We start from the raw sequence: 22,691 nt of genomic DNA, 5'->3' as shown, positions 1-22,691 counted from the left end.
CCCCTACAACGACACGAGGCCGCCCCCAGAGGGGACGGCCTCGTGTACGAGCCTGATTCAGCGCGTTTCGCGGTGCGCGGTGTGCGAGTTGCAGCGCGGGCAGTGCTTCTTCATCTCAAGACGGTCCGGGTTGTTACGCCGGTTCTTCTTGGTGATGTAGTTCCGCTCCTTGCACTCCACGCAGGCCAGCGTGATCTTCGGGCGGACGTCGGTGGCAGCCACGTGAGTGCTCCTTGGACGGACGGTGGACGGATGAACGCATAAAAGGGTAGCCGATCGAAGGACCGACCCAGCAATCGGCTACCGTTAGTAGCGGTGACCGGACTTGAACCGGTGACACAGCGATTATGAGCCGCTTGCTCTACCGACTGAGCTACACCGCTTTGATGATGAGTCCCCCCGCCGAAGCGGGGTTTCCCGATCACCAGAGCCCCAATGCGGAATCGAACCGCAGACCTTCTCCTTACCATGGAGACGCTCTACCGACTGAGCTATTGGGGCGAGCGATGAAGACATTACACGGTCCCCCGCCGGTTGCCCAAATCCGTTTGTCCCGCCCTCGCCGGCCCCCCGCCCAGGGCCGCCCACACCGCCTGATCAGGCCTTGATCCAGGCCGCGTCCGACTCCGGAACGGGTCCGGCCGGCAGCCGGCGCGGGCGCACCGGTACGACTATTCCGCCCCTCCCGGACGCCGCCCCCGCACACCCCTAGGGTGTGGTCACTCCGTGTGATCTTGCACCCCTCCCAGGAGCGCGATGCCTGACAGCCAGCCACGGCGGCCCGACGACAACGCGCCCGACAGCGCCGACGCAGCCACCACCGCCGACCACCCCACCCTCGTCCTCGGCGGCGCCCGCCTCGCCGACGGCCGGGCCGTCGACGTACGCCTGAGCGGCAGCCGGATCGAGGCCGTCGGCACCGCGGGCAGCCTCACCGCCCGCGGCCCCCGCATCGACCTCCGCGGCTACCTGCTGCTCCCCGCCCCGGCCGAACCCCACGCCCACAGCGACACCGCACTCACCGCCGACGGCGCGGGCCCCGACAGCCCCGGCCCCGCCTCCCACCGCACCGAGGACATCCAGCGCCGCGCCACCGAGGCCGCCCTCCTCCAGCTCGGCCACGGCGCCACCGCTCTGCGCACCCACGTCCGCGTCGGCGACGTCCAGGGCCTCTCCCCGCTCGAAGCCGTCCTGCAGGCCCGGCGCGCCCTGCGCGGCCTCGCCGACGTCATGCCCGTCGCGGTCCCCCGGCTCCTCACCGGCGTCGCCGGGGCGGACAGCCTCGCGATGCTCCGGGACGCGGTGAAGATGGGCGCGGCCGTCGTCGGCGGCTGCCCCGACCTCGACCCCGACCCCACGGGCTACACCGAGGCCGTCCTGGAGATCGCCGCCGAGCACGGCTGCCCCGTGGACCTGCACACCGACGGCGACGACCCCGTCCGCCTGGCCCGGCTCGCCGCGATGGCGGCCGGCCTGCGCCCCGGCGTCACCCTCGGCCCCTGCGGCGGCCTGGCCCATCTGCCGCTGGACGCCGCGGCCCGGGCCGCCGATCAGCTCGCCGCCGCCGGGATCACCGTGGTCTGCCTGCCTCAGGGCGGCTGCGCCGGAGCCGAGCGCCGTACGACCGCCCCCGTACGCCTGCTGCGCTCCGCAGGCGTACGCGTCGCGGCGGGCAGCGGTGCGCTGCGGGACACGGCCAACCCGGTCGGTCGCGGCGATCCGCTCGAAGCCGCCTATCTCCTCGCCTCCCAGGCGGGGCTACACGCCGAACAGGCGTACGCCCTGGTCTCCACGACCGCCCGCGCGGCCCTCGGCCTTCCCGACGTGCGGGTCGAGGCGGGATTCCCCGCCGAACTCCTCGCCGTACGCGGCGAACGCCTCTCCGCGGTGCTCTCCCTGGCCTACAGCCGCATCGTCATCCACGGCGGCCGGATCGTCGCCCGCACCAGCGCCGTGCGCGAGTACTGCGACTCCGATGGAGACGCCGCCACGGGGCTCGGCGGGCTCCCGCGTCAGGGCAGGCCCGACTCCGGCGCGGGGCCGAGGAACTGAGCGCGACCCGGCCCCCGGGCGTACGGTCAGTGGTATGCGCATTGTCATCGCAGGTGGACACGGACAGATCGCACTGCGGCTGGAGCGGCTGCTCGCCGCACGCGGGGATGAAGCCGTAGGAATCATCCGCAACCCCCAACAGAGTCAGGACCTGACCGAAGCCGGCGCCCAACCCGCCGTGCTGGACCTCGAATCGGCCACCGTGGAGCAGACCGCGGAGGTGCTGCGCGGCGCGGACGCGGCCGTCTTCGCCGCGGGCGCGGGGCCGAACAGCGGTGTCGCCCGCAAGGACACCGTCGACCGCGACGCGGCCGTGCTGTTCGCCGACGCGGCCGAGGCGGCGGGCGTCCGCCGCTATCTCGTCGTCTCCTCGATGGGCGCCGACCCCGACCACCCCGGCGACGAGGTCTTCGACGTGTACCTGAGGGCCAAGGGTGCCGCCGACGCCGACGTACGCTCCCGCACCGCGCTGGACTGGACGATCCTGCGCCCCGGCATGCTGACCAACGACGCGGGCAACGGACAGGTCCTCCTGGCCGCCTCGACGGGCCGCGGCCCGATCCCCCGCGACGACGTGGCGGCCACGCTGCTGGAGCTGCTGGACACCCCGGCGACGGCGGGCCTGACCCTTGAGGCGATCTCCGGGAACGTGCCGGTGACGGTGGCCGTGAAGGACGTCGCGGGCAACTGATCCGCGGCGGGACTCCCCGGCGGAACTCCGCACCGGGAACGCGCCGGGACAACGAGGAAGCCCCCGACCGGAAGAACCGGTCGGGGGCTTCGTTCGTGTGGCGGCGCCAGGGTTCGAACCTGGGTAGGCGAAGCCGGCAGATTTACAGTCTGCTCCCTTTGGCCACTCGGGCACACCGCCTCGAACGACGCGTTGGATCTCGTGGTGATCTCCTTGGCGACGACGTAAACGATACCTGATGGCCAGGGGTGCTCCGCCACCTCATTGATCAGCCGCCGGAGGGTGCGGCGGTGGCTAGGCTTGCGCCGTATCCCCAAGCATTCGACGCAAGGAGCCACACGTCATGGCCGACTCCAGTTTCGACATCGTCTCGAAGGTCGAGCGGCAGGAGGTCGACAACGCCCTCAACCAGGCCGCCAAGGAGATCTCCCAGCGTTACGACTTCAAGGGCACGGGCGCCTCGATCTCGTGGTCGGGCGAGAAGATCCTGATGGAGGCGAACGGCGAGGAGCGCGTCAAGGCCATCCTCGACATCTTCCAGTCCAAGCTGATCAAGCGCGGCATCTCGCTGAAGTCGCTGGACGCCGGCGAGCCGCAGCTCTCCGGCAAGGAGTACAAGATCTTCGCCACGATCGAGGAAGGCATCTCCCAGGACAACGCCAAGAAGGTGGCGAAGATCATCCGCGACGAGGGCCCGAAGGGCGTCAAGGCGCAGGTCCAGGGTGACGAGCTGCGGGTCAGCTCGAAGAGCCGGGACGACCTGCAGGCCGTACAGGCGCTGCTGAAGGGGCAGGACTTCGACTTCGCGGTGCAGTTCGTGAACTACCGGTGATCAACCGCTGAGATCCGTACGGGCGTTGCCGGATCGCTTGAGCCGAACCGAGCCGAGCTGACACGACCGACTGAGCTGAGACTACTGAGCCGAGCCGAGCACGACGGGGGCACACCGCCGAGGCCGACCTCGACGGCGTGCCTCTTCGTGTGCCGGGCCCCGGGCGCGGGTGCGATGTCCGAATACCGCCGGTGGGGGTGCGGCGAGTGGGCGCAGACTGGCGGTACCGACCGGGGAAGTGAGAAGGCATGACGACGACGGTGTACGCACGGGTGGAGAGCCCGCTGGGTGAGCTGCTACTGGTCGGCGAGACGGTGGCGGACGGGCCGGATGCGGCTGGGGCGGCCGGGGTCCGGCTGCGCTCGTTGTCGATGCTCGGCCAGAAGGGCGGCGCCGTCGTCCAGGACCGCTGGCGACACGCCCCCGCGGCGTTCGCGGAGGTCGCCCGGCAGTTGGAGGCGTACTTCGCGGGGCGTTCGACGCGGTTCGACGTGCCGTTGGCGGAGGGCGCGGGCACGGAGTTCCAGCGGCGGGTCTGGGCGGCGCTGGAGTCGATCCCGTACGGGAGCACGGTGTCGTACGGGGAGGTCGCGGCGCGGGTCGGGTCCTCGGGGGCGGGCGTGCGGGCGGTGGGCACGGCGATCGGGCGCAATCCGTTGCTGGTCGTGCGGCCGTGCCACCGGGTGATCGGGGCGGACGGGGCGTTGCGGGGGTACGCGGGCGGGCTGGAGCGGAAGAAGTTGCTGCTGGGGATCGAGGGCGGGGCGGGCTGAGGCGTGGCGCCAGGGCTTCCGCCGTCCTCGGACGGCCTGTTCCGGCGGCCGCGGAGGGTGGTCGCGCCGGGGGCCGTCCATGTCCCGGAGTGGCTGCCGGTGGAGCGGCGGGCGGAGTTGGTGGCGGCGTGCCGGCAGTGGGCGCGGGGGCCGGTCCCGTTGCGGCACACGCTGCTGCCGGGCGGTGGGGTGATGTCGGTGCGGACGGTGTGCCTGGGGTGGCACTGGCAGCCGTACCGGTACGCGCGTACGGCTGACGACGTGAACGGCGCCCGGGTGGCCGCGTTCCCGGACTGGCTGGGCGACCTGGGACGGGCGGCGGTGGCCGAGGCGTACGGGGACGAGCGTGCGGCGGAGGCGTTCGCACCGGATACCGCGCTGATCAACTTCTACGACGACACCGCGCGGATGGGCATGCATCAGGACAAGGAGGAGCGGTCGAGCGCTCCTGTGGTGTCGTTGAGCATCGGGGCGAGGTGCGTGTTCCGTTTCGGGAACACGGAGGGACGCGGGCGGCCCTACACGGATGTGGAGTTGGCGTCCGGGGATCTGTTCGTCTTCGGCGGGCCGTCGCGTTTCGCTTTCCACGGGGTGCCGAAGGTGTACGCGGGGCCGGCCGACCCGGCCGCGGGACTGCGGGCCGGCCGGTTGAACCTGACGCTGCGGGAGACCGGGATGGCATCACGGGGCGTGCGGTAGAGCGGTGTGCGACGGCCGTTCACGGGCCCCCTGTCCGTCCCCGGGTCAGCGGCGTTCGCGGGAGTTGCCGAACAGCAGCCGGTAGGCGATGAGCAGGACCAGTGAACCGGCGATGGCGGCGATCCAGGTCGCGGTGTCGTAGAAGTCGTTGCTGATGGGGCGGTCGAGGAACTTGCTGGAGAGCCAGCCTCCGACGAAGGCCCCGGCGATGCCGATCAGGGTGGTGCCGATGATGCCTCCCGGGTCGCGTCCCGGGAGGAGGATTTTGGCTATGACTCCGGCGAGCAGCCCGAGAATGATCCAACTGATGATGCCCATATGGCCGCACCTACCCCTTGCTTCGTCTTGAAACCCAAGACGTCACGGGCCTGCGTTCGGTTGCCCGGGGCGTGTCCGTCGAGGTCGGGACGGACGCCCCGGTCCGGGTGCGGCGCGGCGGACTACCGGGCGGCGAAGGGCTGGTCCGTGGGGACGATCTCCTTGCCGAAGGGCATGAGGGAGACGGGGATCAGCTTGAAGTTGGCGATGCCCAGGGGGATGCCGATGATCGTGATGCACAGCGCGATGCCGGTGGTGATGTGGCCGAGCGCGAGCCACCATCCGGCGAGGACCAGCCAGAGGACGTTCCCCACGCAGGAGGGCGAGCCCGCGTCCCGGCGGTCGACGACGGTGTGGCCGAACGGCCAGAGCGCGTAGACGCCGATCCTGAAGGCGGCGAGCCCGAAGGGGATGCCGATGATGGTGATGCAGAGCAGGAGGCCCGCGAGCAGGTAGCCGAGGAACATCCAGAATCCGCAGAGGATCAGCCAGATGACGTTCAGGATGGTTTTCACGGGCGATGACCTGCCATCTGTTCTAGTCGGGCGATCCGCTCCGCCATCGGCGGGTGGGTGGAGAACATCTTCGCCATTCCCCGGCCGGGACGGAACGGGTTCGCGATCATCATGTGGCTCGCGGTCTCGATCCTGGGCTCGGGCGGCAGCGGGAGCTGTTTCGTCCCCGCGTCGAGCTTGCGCAGGGCGCTGGCGAGGGCCAGTGGGTCGCCGGTGAGCTGGGCCCCGGAGGCGTCGGCCTCGTACTCCCGGGAGCGGCTGACGGCGAGCTGGATGACGGAGGCGGCGAGCGGACCCAGAATCATGATCAGGAGCATGCCGAGGAGACCGGGCCCCTCGTCGTCGTTGGAGCGGCCCACCGGGATGAGCCAGGCGAAGTTGACCAGGAACATCACGACGGAGGCGAGGGCTCCGGCGACGGACGAGATGAGGATGTCCCGGTTGTAGACATGGCTCAGCTCGTGGCCGAGGACGCCGCGCAGCTCGCGTTCGTCGAGGATCTGGAGGATGCCCTCGGTGCAGCAGACGGCGGCGTTGCGCGGGTTGCGCCCGGTGGCGAACGCGTTGGGCGCCTGCGTCGGGGAGATGTAGAGGCGTGGCATGGGCTGGCGGGCCGCCGTGGAGAGCTCGCGGACGATGCGGTAGAGCTGCGGCGCCTCGAACTCGCTGACGGGTCGGGCGCGCATGGCCCGCAGGGCGAGCTTGTCGCTGTTCCAGTACGCGTAGGCGTTGGTGCCGACGGCTACCAGGAGCGCGACGACGAGGCCTGTACGTCCGAAGAAGCTGCCGATGACGATGATGAGTGCGGACAGTCCCCCGAGGAGTACGGCGGTCTTCAGCCCGTTGTGCCGGCGGTGCACGGTACGCCCTCCAAGTGGTGCAGCAGGGGAACCCTTTGCATGGTGGTGCTCCACTGCCCAGTGGAGCCTCCTGTACTGGTCAACGCCAGGCGAGAGGAGCTAGTTCCCTTGTGCGTGCGGCCGGAGGGCTGGGGCTGTGCCGCGTGTTCGCGCCGGTCGGGCGCCCGGCCCCGTACGGAGTGGCGCTGGGCCGTACGGGTGGCGGGGTTGCTCGTGGTGCGGCGGTCCTACAGGTGTGCGTGCGTCGCTGTGCGGGTCGGTTCTGCTGTGCGGGTCAGTGCTGCTGTGCGGGGAGCTTGGCGAGGGAGAGCGCCTCGGGGTCGGGCTCGACCTCGCTGGTGCAGTAACCGCAGCGGGAGGCGACGGCGGGGATCTCGCTGAAGCAGCGCGGGCAGTCGCGGAGGGCGGCCTTGATGTTGACGGCCTCCTCTTCTTCTTCCTTGGTGAAGCGGTTCTGCACCTTGGCCATGGGGACCACGACGCAGAAGTACAGCACTGCGGCGGTGATCAGGAAGGCGATCGCGGCGGCGATGAAGAGGCCGTACGGGAACACGACGCCGTCGACTTCGTAGGAGGCCTTGCTGAAGTCTCCCGTGCCCCGCGTGGCGAGGCCGATCAGCGGTGTGATGAAGGCATTGCTGAAGCCCGTGACGACGGCGGTGAAGGCCGCCCCGACCGCGAGACCGATCGCCATCGAGATGACGTTCCCGCGCAGGATGAAGTCCTTGAACCCGTTCAGCACTGCTCTCTCTTTCCTCTTGCTGCCGACACGTCCACGCCGATTACGTGACGTATGCAGCCAAGACCATGCCCTGTGGCGGGGGCCGTGGGCAAACCGATCTTGCGAGGCGGGGAGAGCTCAGAAGAGGCTGACGGAGGCGACGCGCAGGACGGCCTCCGGGACCCCGGAGAGCAGGATTCCGGCGATGGCGGTGAGTGCGATCGCCGTGGTGAGCGGGGTGGGGGTCCGGAATCGGCGCGGTGGAGCGGAGGCCGTGGATCCGGTGGCGGCCCCGGTGGTTTCCGGGGTGCCCTCGGGCGCCCGGAAGAGGATCGCGGTCCACTGAAGGTAGTAGTAGAGAGCGATCACCACGTTGACGGCCATGACGACGGCGAGCCAGCCGAGGCCCGCGTCGACGGCCGCGGAGAAGACGGTGACCTTCGCGAAGAGCCCGATGATGCCGGGCGGCAGTCCGGCCAGGCAGAGCAGGAAGAAGCCGAGGGCCAGGGCGGCGAGCGGGCGGGTGGCGTACAGGCCCCGGTAGTCGGAGAGCCGGTTGCCGGGGTGGGTACGGGCGACGACGGCGGCGACGGCGAACGCGCCCAGGTTCACGACGGCGTACATGAGGGCGTACGCCACGGTGGAGCCGATCTGGTCGTCGCTGGAGTACGCGGCGGCTGCGATCGGGACCAGGAGGTAGCCGGCCTGGGCGACCGAGGACCAGGCGAGGAGGCGGACAGCGCTGCGGGCGCGGTCGGCGTTCTGACGGAGGGCCGCGACGTTGCCGACGGTCATGGTGAGCGCGGCGAGGACGGCGAGTGCGGGCCCCCAGACGTCGGCGTAGGAGGGGAACGCGATGACGGTGACCAGAATGAGCCCCGAGAACCCGACGGCTTTCCCCACGACGGAGAGGTAGGCGGCGATGGGGAGGGGCGCGCCGACGTAGGTGTCGGGGACCCAGAAGTGGAACGGCGCGGCGGCGGTCTTGAAGGCGAAGCCGACGAGGGTGAGGGCGACACCGGTCTTGGCGAGGGTGTCGAGCACCGGGGGCACGTCGTCGAGGCGGACGGCGATCTCGGTGAGGTGCAGGGTGCCGGTGGTCGCGTACACGAAGCTGACGCCGAGCAGCATGACGGCGGTGGCGACGACGGAGGAGAGGAAGAACTTCCAGGCCGCCTCGGAGGAGCGCCGGTCGCCGCGCACGATGCCGACGAGGGCGAACGCGGGCAGCGAGGCGACTTCGAGGGCGACGACGAGCGTGGCGAGGTCGCGGGCGGCGGGCAGCAGGGCGGCCCCGGAGGCGGAGGCCAGGAGCAGGAACCAGTACTCCCCCGCCGGCAGCTTGCGGGTGTCGTCGAGCGAGAGCAGCACGGTGAGGAAGGCGCCGCCGAGGACGAGGGCCTGGATGACGAGGGTGAAGTGGTCGGCGGTGTAGCTGCACGCCTGGGCGCCGGTGGTGACGCAGAAGGTGGCCCGGTCCCCGGCGCGCAGGGGGATCAGGAGCGCCAGGGCGGCGGCGAGGGACGTGAGGGCGCCGTAGCCGAGGAGCCGCTTGCGGTGCGCGGGCAGGAACAGGTCGGCGACCAGGACGATCAGGGCGGCCAGCGCGGTGAGGGTGGGGGGCGCGATGGCGAGCCAGTCGATGGACTGGACGAGGCTGGGGGCGTCGGCGGCGACAAGGCTTCCGGTGGCGTCGCCGGTGCCGGGGGCGGTCAGGCCCGGGGCGGTGCTGAGGTCCGCGGTCACGACTTGCCTCCTGCGAGGAGCTTCTGCACGGCCGGGTCGGTGAGGCCGAGGAGGACCGCGGGCCAGAGACCGGCGAGGACGGTGAGCGCGGCGAGCGGGGTCCAGGCGACGGCTTCGTACGTCTGGATGTCGGCGAGCTGCGGGGTGGAGGAGGTGGCGGGCCGGGCTCCGGCGGCCCCGGACGGCTCGGCCCCGGACGGCTGCGGGCCGGCCGCCCTTTGCGCGCCGTCCGCAGCTCGCAGGGCCCGGTCGTCGGGTGACAGCCGGGCGTGGGGCGGGTGCTCGCCCATGCAGACGCGGCGGACGACGATGAGCATGTACCCGGCGGTGAGCAGGGTGCCGAACGCTCCGATGGCCATGAAGGTGCGGAACGCGGGGCGACTGAGGCCTTCGGCGGGGCTGTACGCGCCGAACAGGGTGAGCATCTCGCCCCAGAAGCCGGCCAGTCCGGGGAGGCCGAGCGAGGCGACGGCGGCGAAGGCGAGCAGGGCGCCGAGGCGGGGCGCCCGGCCGTAGAGAGCGGCCCCGGTCGCTCCGGCGAGGGTGTCGAGGTCGGCGGTGCCGTAGCGGTCCTTGATGGCGCCGACCAGGAAGAACAGCAGGCCGGTGATGAGGCCGTGGGCGATGTTGGCGAAGAGCGCGCCGTTGACTCCGGTGGGGGTCATGGTGGCGATGCCGAGCAGGACGAAGCCCATGTGGCCGACGGACGAGTAGGCGATGAGCCGCTTGAGGTCGCCCTTGGCGCCGGTACGGGCCAGGGCCAGGCAGGCGAGGGAGCCGTAGACGATGCCGACGACGGCGAACGCCGCGAGGTAGGGCGCGAAAGTCCGCATGCCGTCGGGGGCGATGGGGAGCAGGATCCGGACGAATCCGTACGTTCCCATCTTCAGCAGGACGCCCGCGAGGAGCACCGACCCGACGGTCGGGGCGGCGGTGTGGGCGTCGGGGAGCCAGCTGTGCAGGGGCCACATCGGGGTCTTCACGGCGAGGCCGAGACCGATCGCGAGTACGGCGATGACCTGCACGGATGTGGTGAGGCCCCGGCCGTTGTCAGTGGCGAGTGCCACCATGTCGAAGGTGCCGCTCTTCAGCCCGATGAGGAGGATGCCCAGCAGCATGACTACCGAGCCGAGCAGCGTGTAGAGGATGAACTTCCAGGCGGCCGCCTGCCGTTGGCCGGCGCCCCAGCGGGCGATGAGGAAGTACATCGGGATGAGGACCATCTCGAAGGCGAGGAAGAAGAGCAGCAGGTCGAGGACGGCGAAGGTGGCGAGGGTGCCGGACTCCAGGACGAGGACGAGGGCGACGAACGCCTTCGGTGAGGGGCCCGCGGGCAGCTTGAAGTAGCTGTACAGCGCGCAGAGGAAGGTCAGCAGCGCGGTCAGGAGCAGGAGGGGGAGCGAGATGCCGTCGATGCCGAGGTGGATGCGGACGTCGAGCGCCGGAATCCAGCTGATGTCGGTGGTCGCCTGCATCGTGGCGGGGTGGTCGTGGTCGAAGCCGGCGGCCAGGACGATCGCGGCGACGAGGACGGCGCCGGTGACGGTCACGCCGTGGCGGAGCACGGCCTGGTCGGGGTTCTTCCCCTTGAGTCCGGGCGGGGCGGGGAGCAGGGCCGCGACGGCGCCGAGGAGCGGGGCGACGACGACGAACGCCAGAAGGAACTGCATCACGGACGCACTGATATCGATCACGGTCACGACCCCGCGTTGACGTTGGCGAAGACGACGGCGGCGATCGCCAGGACGAGGGACCCGGCGAGCAGGGCGCTGACGTAGGTCTGCACGTTGCCGGTCTGCGCCCGGCGGACGGCGGTGCCGAGGAGGCGCGTGACGGCGCCCGATCCGTTGACGTAGGTGTCGACGACCTCGCGGTCCAGGAAGCGGACGAGGCGGGCGGCTGCCTGGACGGGGCGGACGAACAGCGCCGCGTACAGGGCGTCGAGGTGGAAGCCGGTGACCGCGTGGCGGTGCAGCCGCCCGAGGAGGAGCCTGCCGGGGTCGGCCGGGTCGGGGGCGCCCGCGATGGTGCCGTAGACGGCGGTGTGGGACGTCATGGCCTCGGCTTCGACGAGGGCGGGTTCGACACCGGGGTGGGCGGTGACGGCACCGATGGGGGTGCGGGCGGCGAGGGCGGTGGTGTGGCGCCACGCGCCGTAGGTGACGAGGCCGCTGATGAGCGTGACGCCGGTGGAGAGGACGGCGGTGGTGAGGGACGGCGTGAGGTCGTGCCCGTCGAACCAGTCGCCGATCATGCCGACGGTGAGACCGAGGGCGATGGTGGGTACGGCCAGGATCCACAGGACGGAGGTCATGGCGGCGGGCTGCTTGCCGTGGTCGGGGACGTCCGCGCCGCGCCCGCGGAAGGCGAGGAGCCAGAGGCGTACGGCGTAGGCGGCGGTCAGGACGGCGGCGAGGAGCCCGGCGACCAGGATCGTCCAGCCCGCGGCGGCCGGGGCGACGCTCCGGTCCCCGAGGGCGGTGTGCTCGGCGGCGACGAGGACGGCTTCCTTGGAGAAGAAGCCGGCGAACGGCGGGATGGCGGCCAGCGCGAGGAGCGCGACGGTCATCGTCCAGAAGGCGTCCGGGATACGGCGCGCGAGCCCTCCCATCCGGGACATGGCGGCGAGCGAGTTGGTGCCCGCGGCGTGGATGACGACGCCCGCGGCGAGGAAGAGGACCGCTTTGAACGCACCGTGCGAGATCAGGTGGAAGACTGCCGCGCCCCGGTCGCCGACGGCCAGGGCGCCCGACATGTAGCCGAGCTGGCCGATGGTCGAGTAGGCGAGGACGCGTTTGATGTCGTCCTGGGCGAGGGCGGCGAGCCCGGACCCGATCATCGTGACGGCGGCCATCACGGCGAGGACGACGAGCGCCGCGCCGGAGGCCGCGAAGACGGGCAGCAGGCGGGCCACGAAGTAGATGCCGGCGGCGACCATCGTCGCGGCGTGGATGAGCGCGGAGACGGGGGTGGGGCCGGCCATCGCGTCGGGCAGCCAGGTGTGCAGGGGGAATTGGGCCGACTTGCCGGCGACGCCCGCGAGGAGCAGCAGGGCGATGACGGTGGGGTGGTCGAGCCCGCCGTTGCCGACGGCGGCGAGGATCTTGGTGATCCGGAAGCTGCCGGTGTCTGCGGCGAGCGCGAACAGACCGATCAGGAAGGGGACGTCGCCGAGCTTGGTGACCAGGAAGGCCTTGAGGGAGGCGGCCCGGGCCTCGGGCGTCTCCCAGTAGTGGCCGACGAGGAAGTACGAGCAGATGCCCATGATCTCCCAGCCGACCAGGAGCACCATCAGGTCGCCGGAGTAGACGACCAGGAGCATCGCGGAGGTGAAGAGGGAGACGAGGGCCGCGTAGGAGGGGTAGCGGGCGTCGTCGCGGAGGTAGGCCGTGGAGTAGAGCTGTACGCAGGTGGCGACGACGGTGACGAGGACGGCGACCAGCACGGCGAAGCCGTCGAGGTGCAGCGCCAGGTCGATCGGGACCGAGCCGGTGGGCGTGAGCTGGGTCGCGGCGTCGATGGCCCGGCCGCCGCCCTGGCGGACGGCGACGACCACGGCGAGAACGGCCGCGGTGAGGGTCGGGAGGATCGCCAGCGGGCGGACGAAGCCGGGGGCGGAGCGGCCGACGGCGAGCCCGGTGATGGCCCCGAGGAACGGAAGGAGGGGGACGAGGGCGGCGAGGGTCGTGGTGGTCACGTGGTGGCCTCTGCCTTCTTCGTCTTCCCCGTCGTCCCGTCCGCACGGCCGGAGGTCGGCCCGGCGCCGTCGGTGTCGGCGGTGTCGGCGGTGTCGGCGGTGTCGGGGAGCGTCTCGGCGTCGTCGGTCTCGGCGGTGTCGCGCAGCCGGTCGATGTCGGAGGTGCCCCGGTTGCGGTAGACGGCCAGGACGATCGCGAGGCCGATGCCGATCTCGGCGGCGGCGATGGCGATGGTGAAGAGCGTGAGTGCCTGGCCGGAGTGGAGGGCGTCGCGGAGCCACACGTCGAAGGCGACGAGATTGAGGTTGACGGCGTTGAGCATCAGCTCGACGGACATCAGGACCAGGATCGCGTTGCGGCGGGCGAGGACGCCATAGAGGCCGACGCAGAAGAGGAGGGCGGCGAGCACGGCGGGATAGGCGAGATGCATCAGCTCTGCTCCTCCCGTCCGGGTGTGCCGGGTGTGCTGGGTGTGCCAGGCGAAGCGGGCGGGCCAGGCTTCACCTTGCTGGGCTTGGCCGTGCCGTTGGCGCCGGGGCTGACCGTGGTGTCCGTGTCGCGTTTGCGGGACAGGACGATCGCGCCGACGAGGGCGGCGAGCAGCAGGACGGAGAGCGCCTCGAAGGGCAGCACCCAGTTCCGGAACAGGAAGGCGCCGGTGACCTCGGTGGAGCCCTGGGCGGGCCCGTCGAGGTCGATCCAGGTGGTGCGGAAGGCGTCGACCACGACCCAGACGAGGGCCGCCGCCGCGGTGGCGGCCACCCCGAGGGCGACCCACCGGTTGCCCGAATCGGCGTCCGGGGAACGGCCGATGGGGGCCCGGGTGAGCATCAGGCCGAAGAGGAGGAGGACGACGACGGAACCGACGTAGATCAGTACCTGGACCCAGGCGATGAACTCCGCGGTGAGCAGGAGGTACTCGACGGCCAGCCCGCCGAGCGCCACCACGAGCCAGAGCGCGGCGTGCACCAGCTGCCTGGTCGTGACGGTGATGACGGCGGCGCCGAGGGTGGCGATGCCGACGAGCAGGAACGCGATCTCGACGCCGGACGGGGAGAGGAAGCCGGGGTGGTCACCTGCGGCAGCGGTGGCGGTGGCGCCCACGGTGGCGGTGGCGTTGAGCAGCATCACGGGGTCCCTCCCTTCTCGTCTGCCTGGTTCTTCCCGTCCGCCAGGTTCTTCCCGTCCGCCTGCTCCCGCTGTTCCTGTGCGCGCAGGGCGGCGAGCTTGTCCGCGGCCTTGCGGGCGGCGGCGATCTCCTTCGGTTCCTCGGCCCCGGGGTCGAGGGCGGGCGGCTCCGGCACGGTCCACATCCACTCGCGGAGCTTGTCGCGCTCGTGGGTGAGTTCGTGGATGTCCGTCTCCGCGTACTCGAACTCGGGCGACCAGAACAGCGCGTCGAAGGGGCACACCTCGATGCAGATACCGCAGTACATACAGAGGGAGAAGTCGATGGCGAAGCGGTCGAGGACGTTCCGGCTGCGCTCACGGCCGCCGGGGGCGGCGGGCGGCGACGTCTCCTTGTGGGAGTCGATGTAGATGCACCAGTCGGGGCACTCACGGGCGCAGAGCATGCAGACCGTGCAGTTCTCCTCGAACAGCCCGATGACACCGCGGGAGCGGGGCGGGAGTTCGGGCTGGGTGTCCGGGTACTGCGCGGTGACGGTCTTCCTCGTCATCGTGCGCAGGGTGACGGCAAGGCCCTTGGCCAGGCCGGATCCAGGGATCGGGGACATCAGTTGATCGCCACCTTCACGATGCCGGTGAGCGCGATCTGCGCGAGGGCGAGCGGTACGAGGGTGGTCCAGGCGAGCTTCTGCAACTGGTCCTCACGCAGGCGCGGATAGCTGACGCGCAGCCAGATGACGACGAACGCGAGGAGGGCGGTCTTGAGGATGGTCCAGAGCCAGCCGAGCCCGTCTGCGCCGAACGGGCCGTGCCAGCCGCCGAGGAACAGGACGGTGGTCAGCGCGCACAGGACCACGATGCCGGCGTACTCGGCGAGCAGGAACAGGGCGAAGCGCAGACCGGTGTACTCGGTGTACGCGCCGAAGATGATCTCGGAGTCGGCCACCGGCATGTCGAACGGCGGACGCTGCAACTCGGCCAGACCGGCGACGAAGAAGACCAGGGCGCCGACGATCTGCCAGGGCAGCCACCACCACTCGAAGGCGTCGAGGATGCCGGTCAGCGAGACCGTCCCGGCGGCCATGGCCACGGAAGCCGCGGTCAGGAGCATGGGCAGCTCGTAGGAGAGGAGCTGCGCGGCGGTACGGAGACCGCCGAGGAGGGAGAACTTGTTGGCGGAGGCCCAGCCCGCCATGAGCGAGCCGAGGACACCGATGCCCATGACGGCGAGCACGAAGAAGATGCCCGCGTCGACGGCCTGGCCGACCGCGCCGGGGCCCACGGGGATGACCACGAGGACGAGGAGGTACGGGAGGAGGGCGACGGCGGGGGCGAGCTGGAAGACGCGGCGGTCGGCGGCGGCCGGGACCACGTCCTCCTTCTGCGCGAACTTCACGCCGTCCGCGACGAGCTGGGCCCAGCCGTGGAAGCCGCCCGCGTACATGGGGCCCAGGCGGCCCTGCATGTGGGCCATCACCTTGTGTTCCGCCTGGCCGACGAGGAGGGGGGCGACCAGGAACACGACGAAGACGATGGCCAGTCGGAGGGCGACGTCGGACACGTCGTTCACTCGGGATCGCCTCCGGCGGGGTGGTCTGGGGCGGGCTTGCCGGGGGCCGGGGGCGGCTTGCCAGGGGCGGCTTCGTCGGGAGCGGCTTCGTCGGGAGCGGGGGCGGGTTCGTCCGTGGGTGCGGGCTCTTCGGACTCGGCGGCCTCGCTGCGGGTGGAGGGTTCGCCGGGGGTGGAGGTGGGGCCGCTGCGTGGGGCTTCTCCCTCGCCCGCCCCTTCCCGAACCGGCGGCTCCGGGCGCTCCGGTTCGTCGGAGGCCGGTTCATCGAAAGCCGGTTGGGCGTCGTGCCACGGGGCGTCCGTGCTGCGCACCCGGGGCGGAGGCCCTGAGGTGTCCCCGGGCACGGGCCCGTCCGACGCCGGACGCTGGCCGGCCGAGCCGCCCGACGCCGAGCGGGAACGGCGCGCCGGAGCGGCCGGGGGCGCCGCGGGAGCGTCCGGGGGTGGCTGCTGGCTTGCCGAGCCCTCGGACGCCGACCGGGAGCGGCGCGGGCGGGTCGTCGGGGCCACCTGCGGGGGCGTGGTGGCAGTCGGCTGCGTGGTCGTGGGAGCCTCCGGGGTCGCGGACACGCCAGGCGTCGCGGAGGTCTCCGCACCGGTCACCGCGGAGGCGTCCGCTCCGGTAGCTGCGGGCGTGTCCGGTCCGGTAGCTGCGAGGGTGCCCGGTCCGGTAGCTGCGGGGGGGCCCGCTCCGGTAGTTGCGGGCGTGTCCGGTCCGGTAGCTGCGGGGGTGTCCGGTCCGCTCGCCGTGGGGCGTTGTGCCGCTGAGCCCTCGCCCGCGGTGCGGGTACGGCGGGGTGGGCGGTCGGCCGCGGGGCGGGCGGCTCGGCCCGGGCGGGCGGCGGCCGGGGGGAGTTGGCCCTTCAGCGGGCCCCATTCGTTCGGGTCGGGGACGCCGGGCGGGAGCATCGCGCGACGCTTGGGGCCGGTGTGTCCCTCCGCCGGCTCCCCCGGTTCCTTGGCCCCGGGCCAGGCCTTGGCGACGCGCGCGGCCAGGACGAAGTCCTTGCGCAACGGATGGCCCTCGAAGCCTTCCGGCAGGAGCAGCGGTACGAGATGGGGGTGGCCCTCGAAGGAGACGCCGAACATCTCGTGCGTCTCGCGCTCGTGCCAGGCCGCGCCCGCGTAGACGTCGATGGCGCTGGGCAGAACCGCCGCGTCGTGCGGCACGGTCGTGCGTACCATCAGCCGCCGCACCGTACCCGTACCCGTGCCCACGGCCGCGACATGGGCGCAGACGCGGAAGCCGACGCCCGGTTCGTCCACGGCGCTGAGCCAGTCGAAGTAGCTGCACCCGAGCCCGTCGCGGGCGGTCCGCAGCGCGGTGAGCCAGCCGGCGGCGGGGACGTCGACGGTCAGCAGGTCGTACGCGGACTCCGCCGTGGCCTCGTCGCCGAACAGGTCGGTGACCGCGTCCGGCAGTCGGCCGTAGGCCTCGGCCGCGGATTCCGGGTGCCGGTCGCTGTCGCTCATCGCCGCTCCTCCGTCGGGGCCGACGTCGGGGCCGGCGCCGTGGGAGCGGACACCAGGCCGCTGCGCAGGGCCTCGGTGGACGGGCCCTGGCCCCTGGCCTCTGTGACCCCGGTGGCGTACCGCTCGGCGAGCGATTCGCGCGCGATCTTCTCCTGGAGCTTGAGAATGCCCTGGAGCAGCGCCTCGGGCCGGGGCGGGCAGCCGGGTACGTACACATCGACGGGGATGATCTGGTCGACGCCCTTGGTCACGGAGTACGAGTCCCAGTAGGGGCCGCCGCAGTTGGAGCAGGCGCCGAAGGAGATGACGTACTTCGGTTCGGGCATCTGCTCGTACAGCCGCTTCACGGCCGGGGCCATCTTGTCCGTCACCGTGCCGGACACGATCATGAGGTCGGCCTGACGGGGGCCTGGGGCGAAGGGGATCACGCCGAGCCGGATGAAGTCGTGGCGCGCCATGGACGCGGCGATGAACTCGATGGCGCAGCAGGCGAGTCCGAAGTTGAAGACCCAGAGGCTGTAGCGGCGGCCCCAGTTGAGGACGACCTTCATCGGCTCCGGTGCGAGCCGGGAGAGCACGCCGAGACGCTTGGGCTCGGGAAGGAGGACCGGGTCGGACGGGGGCGGGGGCGCGGGCTGCTGCGATGCGGGGGTCGGCCGGCTCGTCAGGCCCATGCGAGGACGCCCTTCTTCCATGCGTAGAGCAGTCCCACGGCCAGGAAGCCGAGGAAGATGAACATTTCGACCAGGGTCGTCGCGCCGTATCCGGGCGCCGCGAACACCGTGGCCCACGGGAACAGGAAGATGGAGTCGACGGCGAAGATCACGTACAGGAACGCGTAGACGTAGTAGCGGACCTGGGTGTGCGCCCAGCCCTCGCCGACCGGGTCGACGCCGCATTCGTAGGTGAGGAGCTTCTCCGGGGTGGGGACGACGGGGCGCAGCAGTCGTCCGGCCCCGAAGGCCACGGCGACGAACAGGACACCGACCAGGGCGAGCAGGCCGATGACCGAATAGCTCTGAAAGTATTCCGAGGCGAGTGCGGTGGGTCCGTCCACCAGCACGCCGGGCACGCCGGGCACGCCGGATGCGCCGGATGCGCCGGATGCGCCGGGCACGCTGGATGCGCCGGTCATGCCCACGGCGTCCGCCACGCCGGTCACGTCCGTAACGTCGGCCACGTCCGCCCCTCGCTCCCTCGTCGTCCGCATCTGTCCCGTCTACCTGTTCTGTACGCACGGGAGTCTAGGGCCTGATAAATGGAGCGTAAGCAGCCGCGTCGGGCATCAGGTGGGGTTATCCCTACTTCACCCCACCCACGAGCCCCATGGTGGGCGCGGGTCCGGCCCGGCAGGCTGGAGGTATGACCATGAGCCCTTCCGTGCCGGATCCCGACCTGCTGCCGCCCGCCCGCCTCGCCCTCGACCGGTGGACCTGGCGGGAGGTCGCGTATCTGCTCGCCAATCTGCCGTTGGCCGTCGTCGGGTTCGTCTACACGGTGGTCGTGATCGCCGTCGGCGCCGGGCTCTCCGTGACCGTGATCGGGCTGCCGCTGCTGGTCGGCGGGCTCCAGGGCTCGCGGCTGCTGGGCCGGCTGGAGCGGTGGCGGGCGCGGCGGATGCTCGGCGTACGGGTCGAGGAGCCGAGTCCGCTGGCACGCGGCCACCGGGGGCAGGGGTTCTTCGTCCGGCTGTGGGCGGGGCTCAAGGACCCGGTGGGCTGGCGGGCGTTGCTGTACGGGTTCGTCCGACTGCCGTGGGGTGTGCTGACGTTCGCGGTGACGGTGGCGAGCCTGTTCGTCCTGTGGCCGGTGCTGCCCTTCATCACGCGAGGGCTGACGACGGTGGACCGGGCGATGGCGCGGGGGCTGCTGGCGCCCTCGGACGAGTTGGAGCGGCGCATCGCCGAGCTGGAGTCGGACCGGGGCGTGGTCGTGGATACCGCCGCCGCCGACCTGCGCCGGATCGAGCGCGACCTCCACGACGGAGCACAGGCCCGCCTGGTCGCCCTCGCCATGGGGCTCGGTCTGGCGAAGGAGAAGCTCACCGACGACCCCGAAGCCGCCGCCCGCATGGTCGACGAGGCCCACGGCGAGATCAAGGTCGCCCTCCAGGAGCTGCGCGACCTGGCACGCGGAATCCACCCCGCCGTCCTCACCGACCGGGGCCTGGACGCCGCCCTCTCCGCCATCGCCTCCCGCTGCACGGTTCCGGTCAAGGTGTCGGTGGGGCTTCGGGGACGTCCGGCGGAGGCCATCGAGGGCATCGCGTACTTCACCGTCTCGGAGCTGCTCCAGAACGTCAGCAAGCACAGCGGGGCACGGTCGGCCTCCGTCGACGTGTGGCGTTCGGGGGGCCGACTGATGCTCCAGGTCACGGACGACGGCGGGGGTGGAGCCCGGATGGACGGCGGTACGGGTCTCACGGGGCTCGCCGAGCGGCTCGACGCGGTCGACGGGGTGCTCGTCCTGGACTCGCCGGAGGGCGGGCCGACCACCGTCACCGCCGAGCTGCCCTGGCGCGACCGGACCGCAGCCCGGCCGGCCGCCTGACCGCCCGGGGGTTTTCCCCACCCCCGAGCCACCCAGGGGTGGGGAAAACCCCCGGGCGGATACGGAGAGGGACCTCATGGTGCGAAAGGCCGCCGGCCAGCACCCTTGAGGGAGAACGGTCCGGGATGACGGGCCGCCTCCGGCACCATCACGGCGCAGGCCCCACGCCCAGCCCACTGCCCCACGCACAGCCCACTGAGAGACTTCAGACAGAGACGGAACGGACGGGACTCATGGCCACGGCATACGGACCGGACACGCGGGACCGGGAGCATCAGGGTTCCGGCCCCGGCTTCGGGGCGAAGACCCCGGCGAAGCACTTTCTCCCCGCTCCGCTGCGTGCGCCCCTGGAGGCCCGTGCCTGGCGCGAGCTGCTCTACGCGCTGCTGAGCTTCCCGCTCGCCACCGCGGCGTTCGTCTTCGCGGTCACCATGACGTCGCTGAGCGCGGGCCTGCTGGTCACCTTCATCGGGATACCGGTTCTCGCCGCCGGCCTGGCCGTCTGCCGGGGTTTCGGTGCGCTGGAGCGGCACCGGGCGCGCGGGCTGCTGCGGGTGGAGGTCGCCGATCCGGAGCGGGTGCGGGGGAAGACCGGCGGCCCGTTGTCCTGGATGGGCGCGGTCCTCAAGAGCGGGGTGTCCTGGCGGCACCTGCTCTACACGCTGCTCCACTTCCCGTGGGCCACGTTCACGTTCGTCGTCGCGATCACGTTCTGGACGTACGGCCTGGCGGCGCTGACGTATCCGCTGTGGTTCTGGCTCTTCCCGGTGTTCGGCGGGCAGGACGGTCTCCAGCTGTACGGGGACCGCACCCACCAGGAGTATCTGGACTCGCCCGGCGAGCTGGCGGTGACCGGGGCGATCGGCCTGGCGCTCGTGCTGGCCGCGCCGTGGATCGTGCGGGGTCTGCTGTCCGTGGACCGGCTGATGGTCACCGGTCTGCTGGGGCCGTCCCGGCTGGCCACCCGGGTGTCGGAGCTGGAGTCGGACCGGGGCGTGGTCGTGGATACCGCCGCCGCCGACCTGCGCCGGATCGAGCGCGACCTGCACGACGGAGCACAGGCCCGCCTGGTCGCCCTCGCCATGGATCTGGGCCTGGCGAAGGAGAAGCTCACCGACGACCCCGAGGCCGCCGCCCGCATGGTCGACGAGGCCCACGGCGAGGTGAAGGTGGCTCTCCAGGAGCTGCGTGACCTGGCCCGGGGAATCCACCCCGCCGTCCTCACCGACCGGGGCCTGGACGCCGCGCTCTCCGCGATAGCCTCCCGCTGCACCGTGCCCGTGACGGTCGAGGTGGACTTGGACGCGCGGCCCGCGCAGGCGATCGAGGGCATCGCGTACTTCACCGTCTCGGAGCTGCTCCAGAACATCAGCAAGCACGCCCGGGCGACCCGGGCCACGGTCGACGTGTGGCGGACGGCCGACCGGCTGATGCTCCAGGTCACCGACAACGGCCGGGGCGGGGCGTCACCGGCTTCGGGCGGCGGCCTGGCAGGGCTGACGGAACGGCTGGACGCCGTGGACGGGGTCCTCGTGGTCGACTCCCCGGCCGGTGGACCGACGACGGTCACGGCCGAGCTGCCCTGGCGCGGCTGACCCGGACGCGGAGCCTCTCGCCCTGCTCCCCGCTCCCGCTTCCCCCCTCTCCGCTTCCCTCTATCCGCTTCCCCCGCTTCCCCTCCCCCGCTTCCCCTCCCCCGCTCCCCGCTTCCCCCTCCCCCGCTCTTTCGCTGTCCCCGGCCGTCGCCTTCGCTCTCGTCCCCCGCGCTTGGCCCCCGCTCACTCCGCGTATGTACGCCCCTTCGCCCGGCCTCCCGGTCCGGCGGCGGGGCGTACGGGCGCGTTCGTCCGGGCGTACGGCCGTGAGCGTCCCGGAGCGTACGGCGGTCCGTGCCCGGGGCGCAGGGGCCCTGCTGCCGGGCCGTGCGGGTTATCCACAGGGCCCCCATCCGTGTCCGGGGCCTGGGATGCTTGGGCGGTAGGGGCGTGGTGCGCGGTGGTCGGGCGTGGTGCGTGCGAGGTCGCGGGGAACGCGGCATATGCGGCATATTCAGAACAGTGGGGGACTCGCAGTCGTGGAGAACGTGGAGAACAGGGTGCGCGTGGTCATCGCCGAGGATTCGGTCCTGCTCCGGGAGGGACTCACCCGTCTGCTGACCGATCTCGGGCATGACGTGGTCGCGGGGGTCGGGGACGCGGAGGCGCTGCTCAAGACCGTGGCGGACCTCGACGCCCAGCAGGCGCTTCCCGATGTGGTGGTCGCCGATGTGCGGATGCCGCCGACGCACACCGACGAGGGCGTGCGCGCGGCGGTGCGGCTGCGGAAGGACTATCCGGACATCGGGGTGCTGGTCCTCTCCCAGTACGTGGAGGAGCAGTACGCCACCGAGCTGCTGGCGGGCAGCAGCCGCGGGGTGGGGTATCTGCTGAAGGACCGGGTGGCCGAGGTTCGCGAGTTCGTGGACGCCGTCGTCCGGGTGGCGCAGGGCGGGACGGCGCTGGACCCGGAAGTCGTGGCGCAGTTGCTGGGCCGCAGCCGCAAGCAGGACGTGCTGGCCGGGCTGACGCCGCGCGAGCGGGAGGTCCTGGGTCTGATGGCCGAGGGCCGGACGAATTCCGCGATCGCCCGGCAGCTCGTGGTGAGCGACGGGGCGGTCGAGAAGCACGTCAGCAACATCTTCCTGAAGCTCGGGCTGTCACCCAGCGACGGGGACCACCGGCGCGTCCTCGCCGTGCTGACCTACCTGAACTCCTAGCAACCTGACACTCTGTCAGTTACCTGTGAAGGTGGAGCCGGGGCCGCCGGCAGCCGTATCCCGGAGCGCTCCGGGGGCGCTCCGGGGCACCCCAGGAGCACTCCGGGGGCATTCCGGGGTCATTGCGCGGGCCCAGGGGTGTCCGGCGGGTGCCGGACGGGCACCTCTGATCAAGAAAGGGCCGCCGGAGGCCCGGGCGACCGGGAGGACCTAGGACGAAAGACCCAGGAGGCGGCCGCCTCCATCCCATGACCGGGGGGTTGCAAAAGGTGACAAACCTTAATCAAAGGGTGTCTCAAAATAGCGTCCAC

The 22,691-nt window shown here is 71.6% G+C and carries 23 protein-coding genes and 3 tRNA genes; 8 read left to right on the top strand and 18 right to left on the bottom strand.

Annotation, left to right across the window (positions count from 1 at the left end; translation table 11 throughout):
• Positions 1-57 precede the first annotated feature (57 nt).
• The 3 genes from rpmG to ACIRJT_RS01760 all read right to left on the bottom strand — a co-directional run bounded on the left by rpmG (position 58) and on the right by ACIRJT_RS01760 (position 501).
• Positions 58-222 carry a 50S ribosomal protein L33 gene (gene rpmG, locus ACIRJT_RS01770; protein WP_003956487.1) on the bottom strand — a complete coding sequence of 55 codons (165 nt, stop codon included), beginning with the start codon at positions 220-222 and terminating at the stop codon, positions 58-60.
• Positions 223-310: 88 nt separating this feature from the next.
• A tRNA-Met gene (locus ACIRJT_RS01765) sits at positions 311-383 on the bottom strand.
• Positions 384-428: 45 nt separating this feature from the next.
• A tRNA-Thr gene (locus ACIRJT_RS01760) sits at positions 429-501 on the bottom strand.
• A 255-nt stretch (positions 502-756) separates the two neighbouring features.
• On the opposite strand from ACIRJT_RS01760, the gene ACIRJT_RS01755 reads away from it, so the two are divergent.
• On the top strand, positions 757-2,052 hold the full coding sequence (locus ACIRJT_RS01755; protein ID WP_403903186.1) for an amidohydrolase family protein: 1,296 nt from the start codon (positions 757-759) through the stop codon (positions 2,050-2,052).
• Between the two features lie 34 nt (positions 2,053-2,086).
• Entirely contained in the window at positions 2,087-2,743 is a 657-nt protein-coding gene (locus ACIRJT_RS01750) for an SDR family oxidoreductase (protein WP_403903183.1), read from the top strand.
• Between the two features lie 98 nt (positions 2,744-2,841).
• Here the strand turns inward: ACIRJT_RS01750 and ACIRJT_RS01745 are convergent.
• A tRNA-Tyr gene (locus ACIRJT_RS01745) sits at positions 2,842-2,923 on the bottom strand.
• Between the two features lie 163 nt (positions 2,924-3,086).
• Here ACIRJT_RS01745 and ACIRJT_RS01740 point away from each other — a divergent pair.
• The 3 genes from ACIRJT_RS01740 to ACIRJT_RS01730 all read left to right on the top strand — a co-directional run bounded on the left by ACIRJT_RS01740 (position 3,087) and on the right by ACIRJT_RS01730 (position 5,047).
• Complete coding sequence (locus tag ACIRJT_RS01740) at positions 3,087-3,575, top strand: YajQ family cyclic di-GMP-binding protein (RefSeq protein WP_006126857.1); 489 nt, start codon at positions 3,087-3,089, stop codon at positions 3,573-3,575.
• A gap of 248 nt (positions 3,576-3,823) precedes the next feature.
• Positions 3,824-4,348, top strand: a complete 525-nt coding sequence (locus ACIRJT_RS01735) for a methylated-DNA--[protein]-cysteine S-methyltransferase (RefSeq protein ID WP_403903180.1) — start codon at positions 3,824-3,826, stop codon at positions 4,346-4,348.
• Positions 4,349-4,351: 3 nt separating this feature from the next.
• On the top strand, positions 4,352-5,047 hold the full coding sequence (locus ACIRJT_RS01730; protein WP_403903177.1) for an alpha-ketoglutarate-dependent dioxygenase AlkB family protein: 696 nt from the start codon (positions 4,352-4,354) through the stop codon (positions 5,045-5,047).
• A gap of 45 nt (positions 5,048-5,092) precedes the next feature.
• Here ACIRJT_RS01730 and ACIRJT_RS01725 read toward each other — a convergent pair whose 3' ends face one another.
• The 14 genes from ACIRJT_RS01725 to ACIRJT_RS01660 form a co-directional block, all read right to left on the bottom strand.
• Positions 5,093-5,365, bottom strand: a complete 273-nt coding sequence (locus tag ACIRJT_RS01725) for a GlsB/YeaQ/YmgE family stress response membrane protein (RefSeq protein ID WP_097870170.1) — start codon at positions 5,363-5,365, stop codon at positions 5,093-5,095.
• Between the two features lie 122 nt (positions 5,366-5,487).
• Positions 5,488-5,880 (bottom strand): YccF domain-containing protein, encoded by a 393-nt coding sequence (locus tag ACIRJT_RS01720; protein WP_403903174.1) that lies wholly within the window; start codon positions 5,878-5,880, stop codon positions 5,488-5,490.
• Positions 5,877-6,740, bottom strand: a complete 864-nt coding sequence (htpX, locus tag ACIRJT_RS01715) for a zinc metalloprotease HtpX (protein WP_205082623.1) — start codon at positions 6,738-6,740, stop codon at positions 5,877-5,879. Before htpX ends, ACIRJT_RS01720 begins: the two co-directional genes overlap by 4 nt.
• Positions 6,741-7,014: 274 nt before the next feature.
• On the bottom strand, positions 7,015-7,482 hold the full coding sequence (gene mscL / locus ACIRJT_RS01710) for a large conductance mechanosensitive channel protein MscL (protein ID WP_403903170.1): 468 nt from the start codon (positions 7,480-7,482) through the stop codon (positions 7,015-7,017).
• A 117-nt stretch (positions 7,483-7,599) separates the two neighbouring features.
• Complete coding sequence (locus ACIRJT_RS01705; protein ID WP_403903167.1) at positions 7,600-9,207, bottom strand: NADH-quinone oxidoreductase subunit N; 1,608 nt, start codon at positions 9,205-9,207, stop codon at positions 7,600-7,602.
• Complete coding sequence (locus ACIRJT_RS01700) at positions 9,204-10,877, bottom strand: NADH-quinone oxidoreductase subunit M (RefSeq protein WP_403904412.1); 1,674 nt, start codon at positions 10,875-10,877, stop codon at positions 9,204-9,206. The genes ACIRJT_RS01705 and ACIRJT_RS01700 overlap by 4 nt, the downstream gene beginning before the upstream one ends.
• Positions 10,878-10,903: 26 nt before the next feature.
• Entirely contained in the window at positions 10,904-12,904 is a 2,001-nt protein-coding gene (locus ACIRJT_RS01695) for an NADH-quinone oxidoreductase subunit L (RefSeq protein WP_403903164.1), read from the bottom strand.
• Positions 12,901-13,335, bottom strand: a complete 435-nt coding sequence (gene nuoK / locus ACIRJT_RS01690) for an NADH-quinone oxidoreductase subunit NuoK (protein ID WP_403903161.1) — start codon at positions 13,333-13,335, stop codon at positions 12,901-12,903. The genes ACIRJT_RS01695 and nuoK overlap by 4 nt, the downstream gene beginning before the upstream one ends.
• Entirely contained in the window at positions 13,335-14,033 is a 699-nt protein-coding gene (locus ACIRJT_RS01685; RefSeq protein ID WP_403904410.1) for an NADH-quinone oxidoreductase subunit J, read from the bottom strand. The genes nuoK and ACIRJT_RS01685 overlap by 1 nt, the downstream gene beginning before the upstream one ends.
• Complete coding sequence (locus ACIRJT_RS01680) at positions 14,033-14,641, bottom strand: NuoI/complex I 23 kDa subunit family protein (protein WP_403903158.1); 609 nt, start codon at positions 14,639-14,641, stop codon at positions 14,033-14,035. Before ACIRJT_RS01680 ends, ACIRJT_RS01685 begins: the two co-directional genes overlap by 1 nt.
• Complete coding sequence (locus tag ACIRJT_RS01675; protein ID WP_403903156.1) at positions 14,641-15,603, bottom strand: NADH-quinone oxidoreductase subunit H; 963 nt, start codon at positions 15,601-15,603, stop codon at positions 14,641-14,643. The genes ACIRJT_RS01680 and ACIRJT_RS01675 overlap by 1 nt, the downstream gene beginning before the upstream one ends.
• Positions 15,600-17,075 carry an NADH-quinone oxidoreductase subunit C gene (locus ACIRJT_RS01670; protein ID WP_403903154.1) on the bottom strand — a complete coding sequence of 492 codons (1,476 nt, stop codon included), beginning with the start codon at positions 17,073-17,075 and terminating at the stop codon, positions 15,600-15,602. The genes ACIRJT_RS01675 and ACIRJT_RS01670 overlap by 4 nt, the downstream gene beginning before the upstream one ends.
• On the bottom strand, positions 17,072-17,749 hold the full coding sequence (locus ACIRJT_RS01665; protein WP_403903151.1) for an NADH-quinone oxidoreductase subunit B: 678 nt from the start codon (positions 17,747-17,749) through the stop codon (positions 17,072-17,074). The genes ACIRJT_RS01670 and ACIRJT_RS01665 overlap by 4 nt, the downstream gene beginning before the upstream one ends.
• A complete protein-coding gene (locus tag ACIRJT_RS01660) occupies positions 17,740-18,210 on the bottom strand; it encodes an NADH-quinone oxidoreductase subunit A (RefSeq protein WP_403904407.1) in 471 nt (156 codons plus the stop codon). Before ACIRJT_RS01660 ends, ACIRJT_RS01665 begins: the two co-directional genes overlap by 10 nt.
• Before the next feature lie 227 nt (positions 18,211-18,437).
• Between ACIRJT_RS01660 and ACIRJT_RS01655 the strand changes: the two genes are divergently transcribed.
• The 3 genes from ACIRJT_RS01655 to ACIRJT_RS01645 all read left to right on the top strand — a co-directional run bounded on the left by ACIRJT_RS01655 (position 18,438) and on the right by ACIRJT_RS01645 (position 22,380).
• A complete protein-coding gene (locus ACIRJT_RS01655; RefSeq protein WP_403903148.1) occupies positions 18,438-19,625 on the top strand; it encodes a sensor histidine kinase in 1,188 nt (395 codons plus the stop codon).
• A gap of 233 nt (positions 19,626-19,858) precedes the next feature.
• A complete protein-coding gene (locus ACIRJT_RS01650) occupies positions 19,859-21,220 on the top strand; it encodes a sensor histidine kinase (RefSeq protein WP_403903146.1) in 1,362 nt (453 codons plus the stop codon).
• A gap of 500 nt (positions 21,221-21,720) precedes the next feature.
• On the top strand, positions 21,721-22,380 hold the full coding sequence (locus ACIRJT_RS01645; protein WP_371627956.1) for a LuxR C-terminal-related transcriptional regulator: 660 nt from the start codon (positions 21,721-21,723) through the stop codon (positions 22,378-22,380).
• Positions 22,381-22,691: the final 311 nt, after the last annotated feature.

It is taken from the genome of Streptomyces sp. NPDC102283 (genome assembly GCF_044766265.1).
Lineage (GTDB): Bacteria > Actinomycetota > Actinomycetes > Streptomycetales > Streptomycetaceae > Streptomyces.
The sequence above is the reverse complement of the archived record's forward strand: the minus strand, read 5'-3'. Positions and strand labels throughout refer to the sequence as shown.

What these genes read in the sequence shown, in the direction of transcription:
- ACIRJT_RS01755 (WP_403903186.1), top strand. Translation starts at nt 757, where the DNA reads ATGCCTGACAGCCAGCCACGGCGGCCCGACGACAACGCGCCCGACAGC.
- ACIRJT_RS01665 (WP_403903151.1), bottom strand. Translation starts at nt 17,749, where the DNA reads ATGGGCCTGACGAGCCGGCCGACCCCCGCATCGCAGCAGCCCGCGCCC.
- ACIRJT_RS01740 (WP_006126857.1), top strand. Translation starts at nt 3,087, where the DNA reads ATGGCCGACTCCAGTTTCGACATCGTCTCGAAGGTCGAGCGGCAGGAG.
- ACIRJT_RS01670 (WP_403903154.1), bottom strand. Translation starts at nt 17,075, where the DNA reads ATGAGCGACAGCGACCGGCACCCGGAATCCGCGGCCGAGGCCTACGGC.
- ACIRJT_RS01725 (WP_097870170.1), bottom strand. Translation starts at nt 5,365, where the DNA reads ATGGGCATCATCAGTTGGATCATTCTCGGGCTGCTCGCCGGAGTCATA.
- ACIRJT_RS01680 (WP_403903158.1), bottom strand. Translation starts at nt 14,641, where the DNA reads ATGTCCCCGATCCCTGGATCCGGCCTGGCCAAGGGCCTTGCCGTCACC.
- ACIRJT_RS01685 (WP_403904410.1), bottom strand. Translation starts at nt 14,033, where the DNA reads ATGCTGCTCAACGCCACCGCCACCGTGGGCGCCACCGCCACCGCTGCC.
- ACIRJT_RS01655 (WP_403903148.1), top strand. Translation starts at nt 18,438, where the DNA reads ATGACCATGAGCCCTTCCGTGCCGGATCCCGACCTGCTGCCGCCCGCC.
- ACIRJT_RS01735 (WP_403903180.1), top strand. Translation starts at nt 3,824, where the DNA reads ATGACGACGACGGTGTACGCACGGGTGGAGAGCCCGCTGGGTGAGCTG.
- ACIRJT_RS01700 (WP_403904412.1), bottom strand. Translation starts at nt 10,877, where the DNA reads ATGCAGTTCCTTCTGGCGTTCGTCGTCGTCGCCCCGCTCCTCGGCGCC.
- ACIRJT_RS01660 (WP_403904407.1), bottom strand. Translation starts at nt 18,210, where the DNA reads ATGACCGGCGCATCCAGCGTGCCCGGCGCATCCGGCGCATCCGGCGCA.
- ACIRJT_RS01650 (WP_403903146.1), top strand. Translation starts at nt 19,859, where the DNA reads ATGGCCACGGCATACGGACCGGACACGCGGGACCGGGAGCATCAGGGT.
- nuoK (WP_403903161.1), bottom strand. Translation starts at nt 13,335, where the DNA reads ATGCATCTCGCCTATCCCGCCGTGCTCGCCGCCCTCCTCTTCTGCGTC.
- ACIRJT_RS01750 (WP_403903183.1), top strand. Translation starts at nt 2,087, where the DNA reads ATGCGCATTGTCATCGCAGGTGGACACGGACAGATCGCACTGCGGCTG.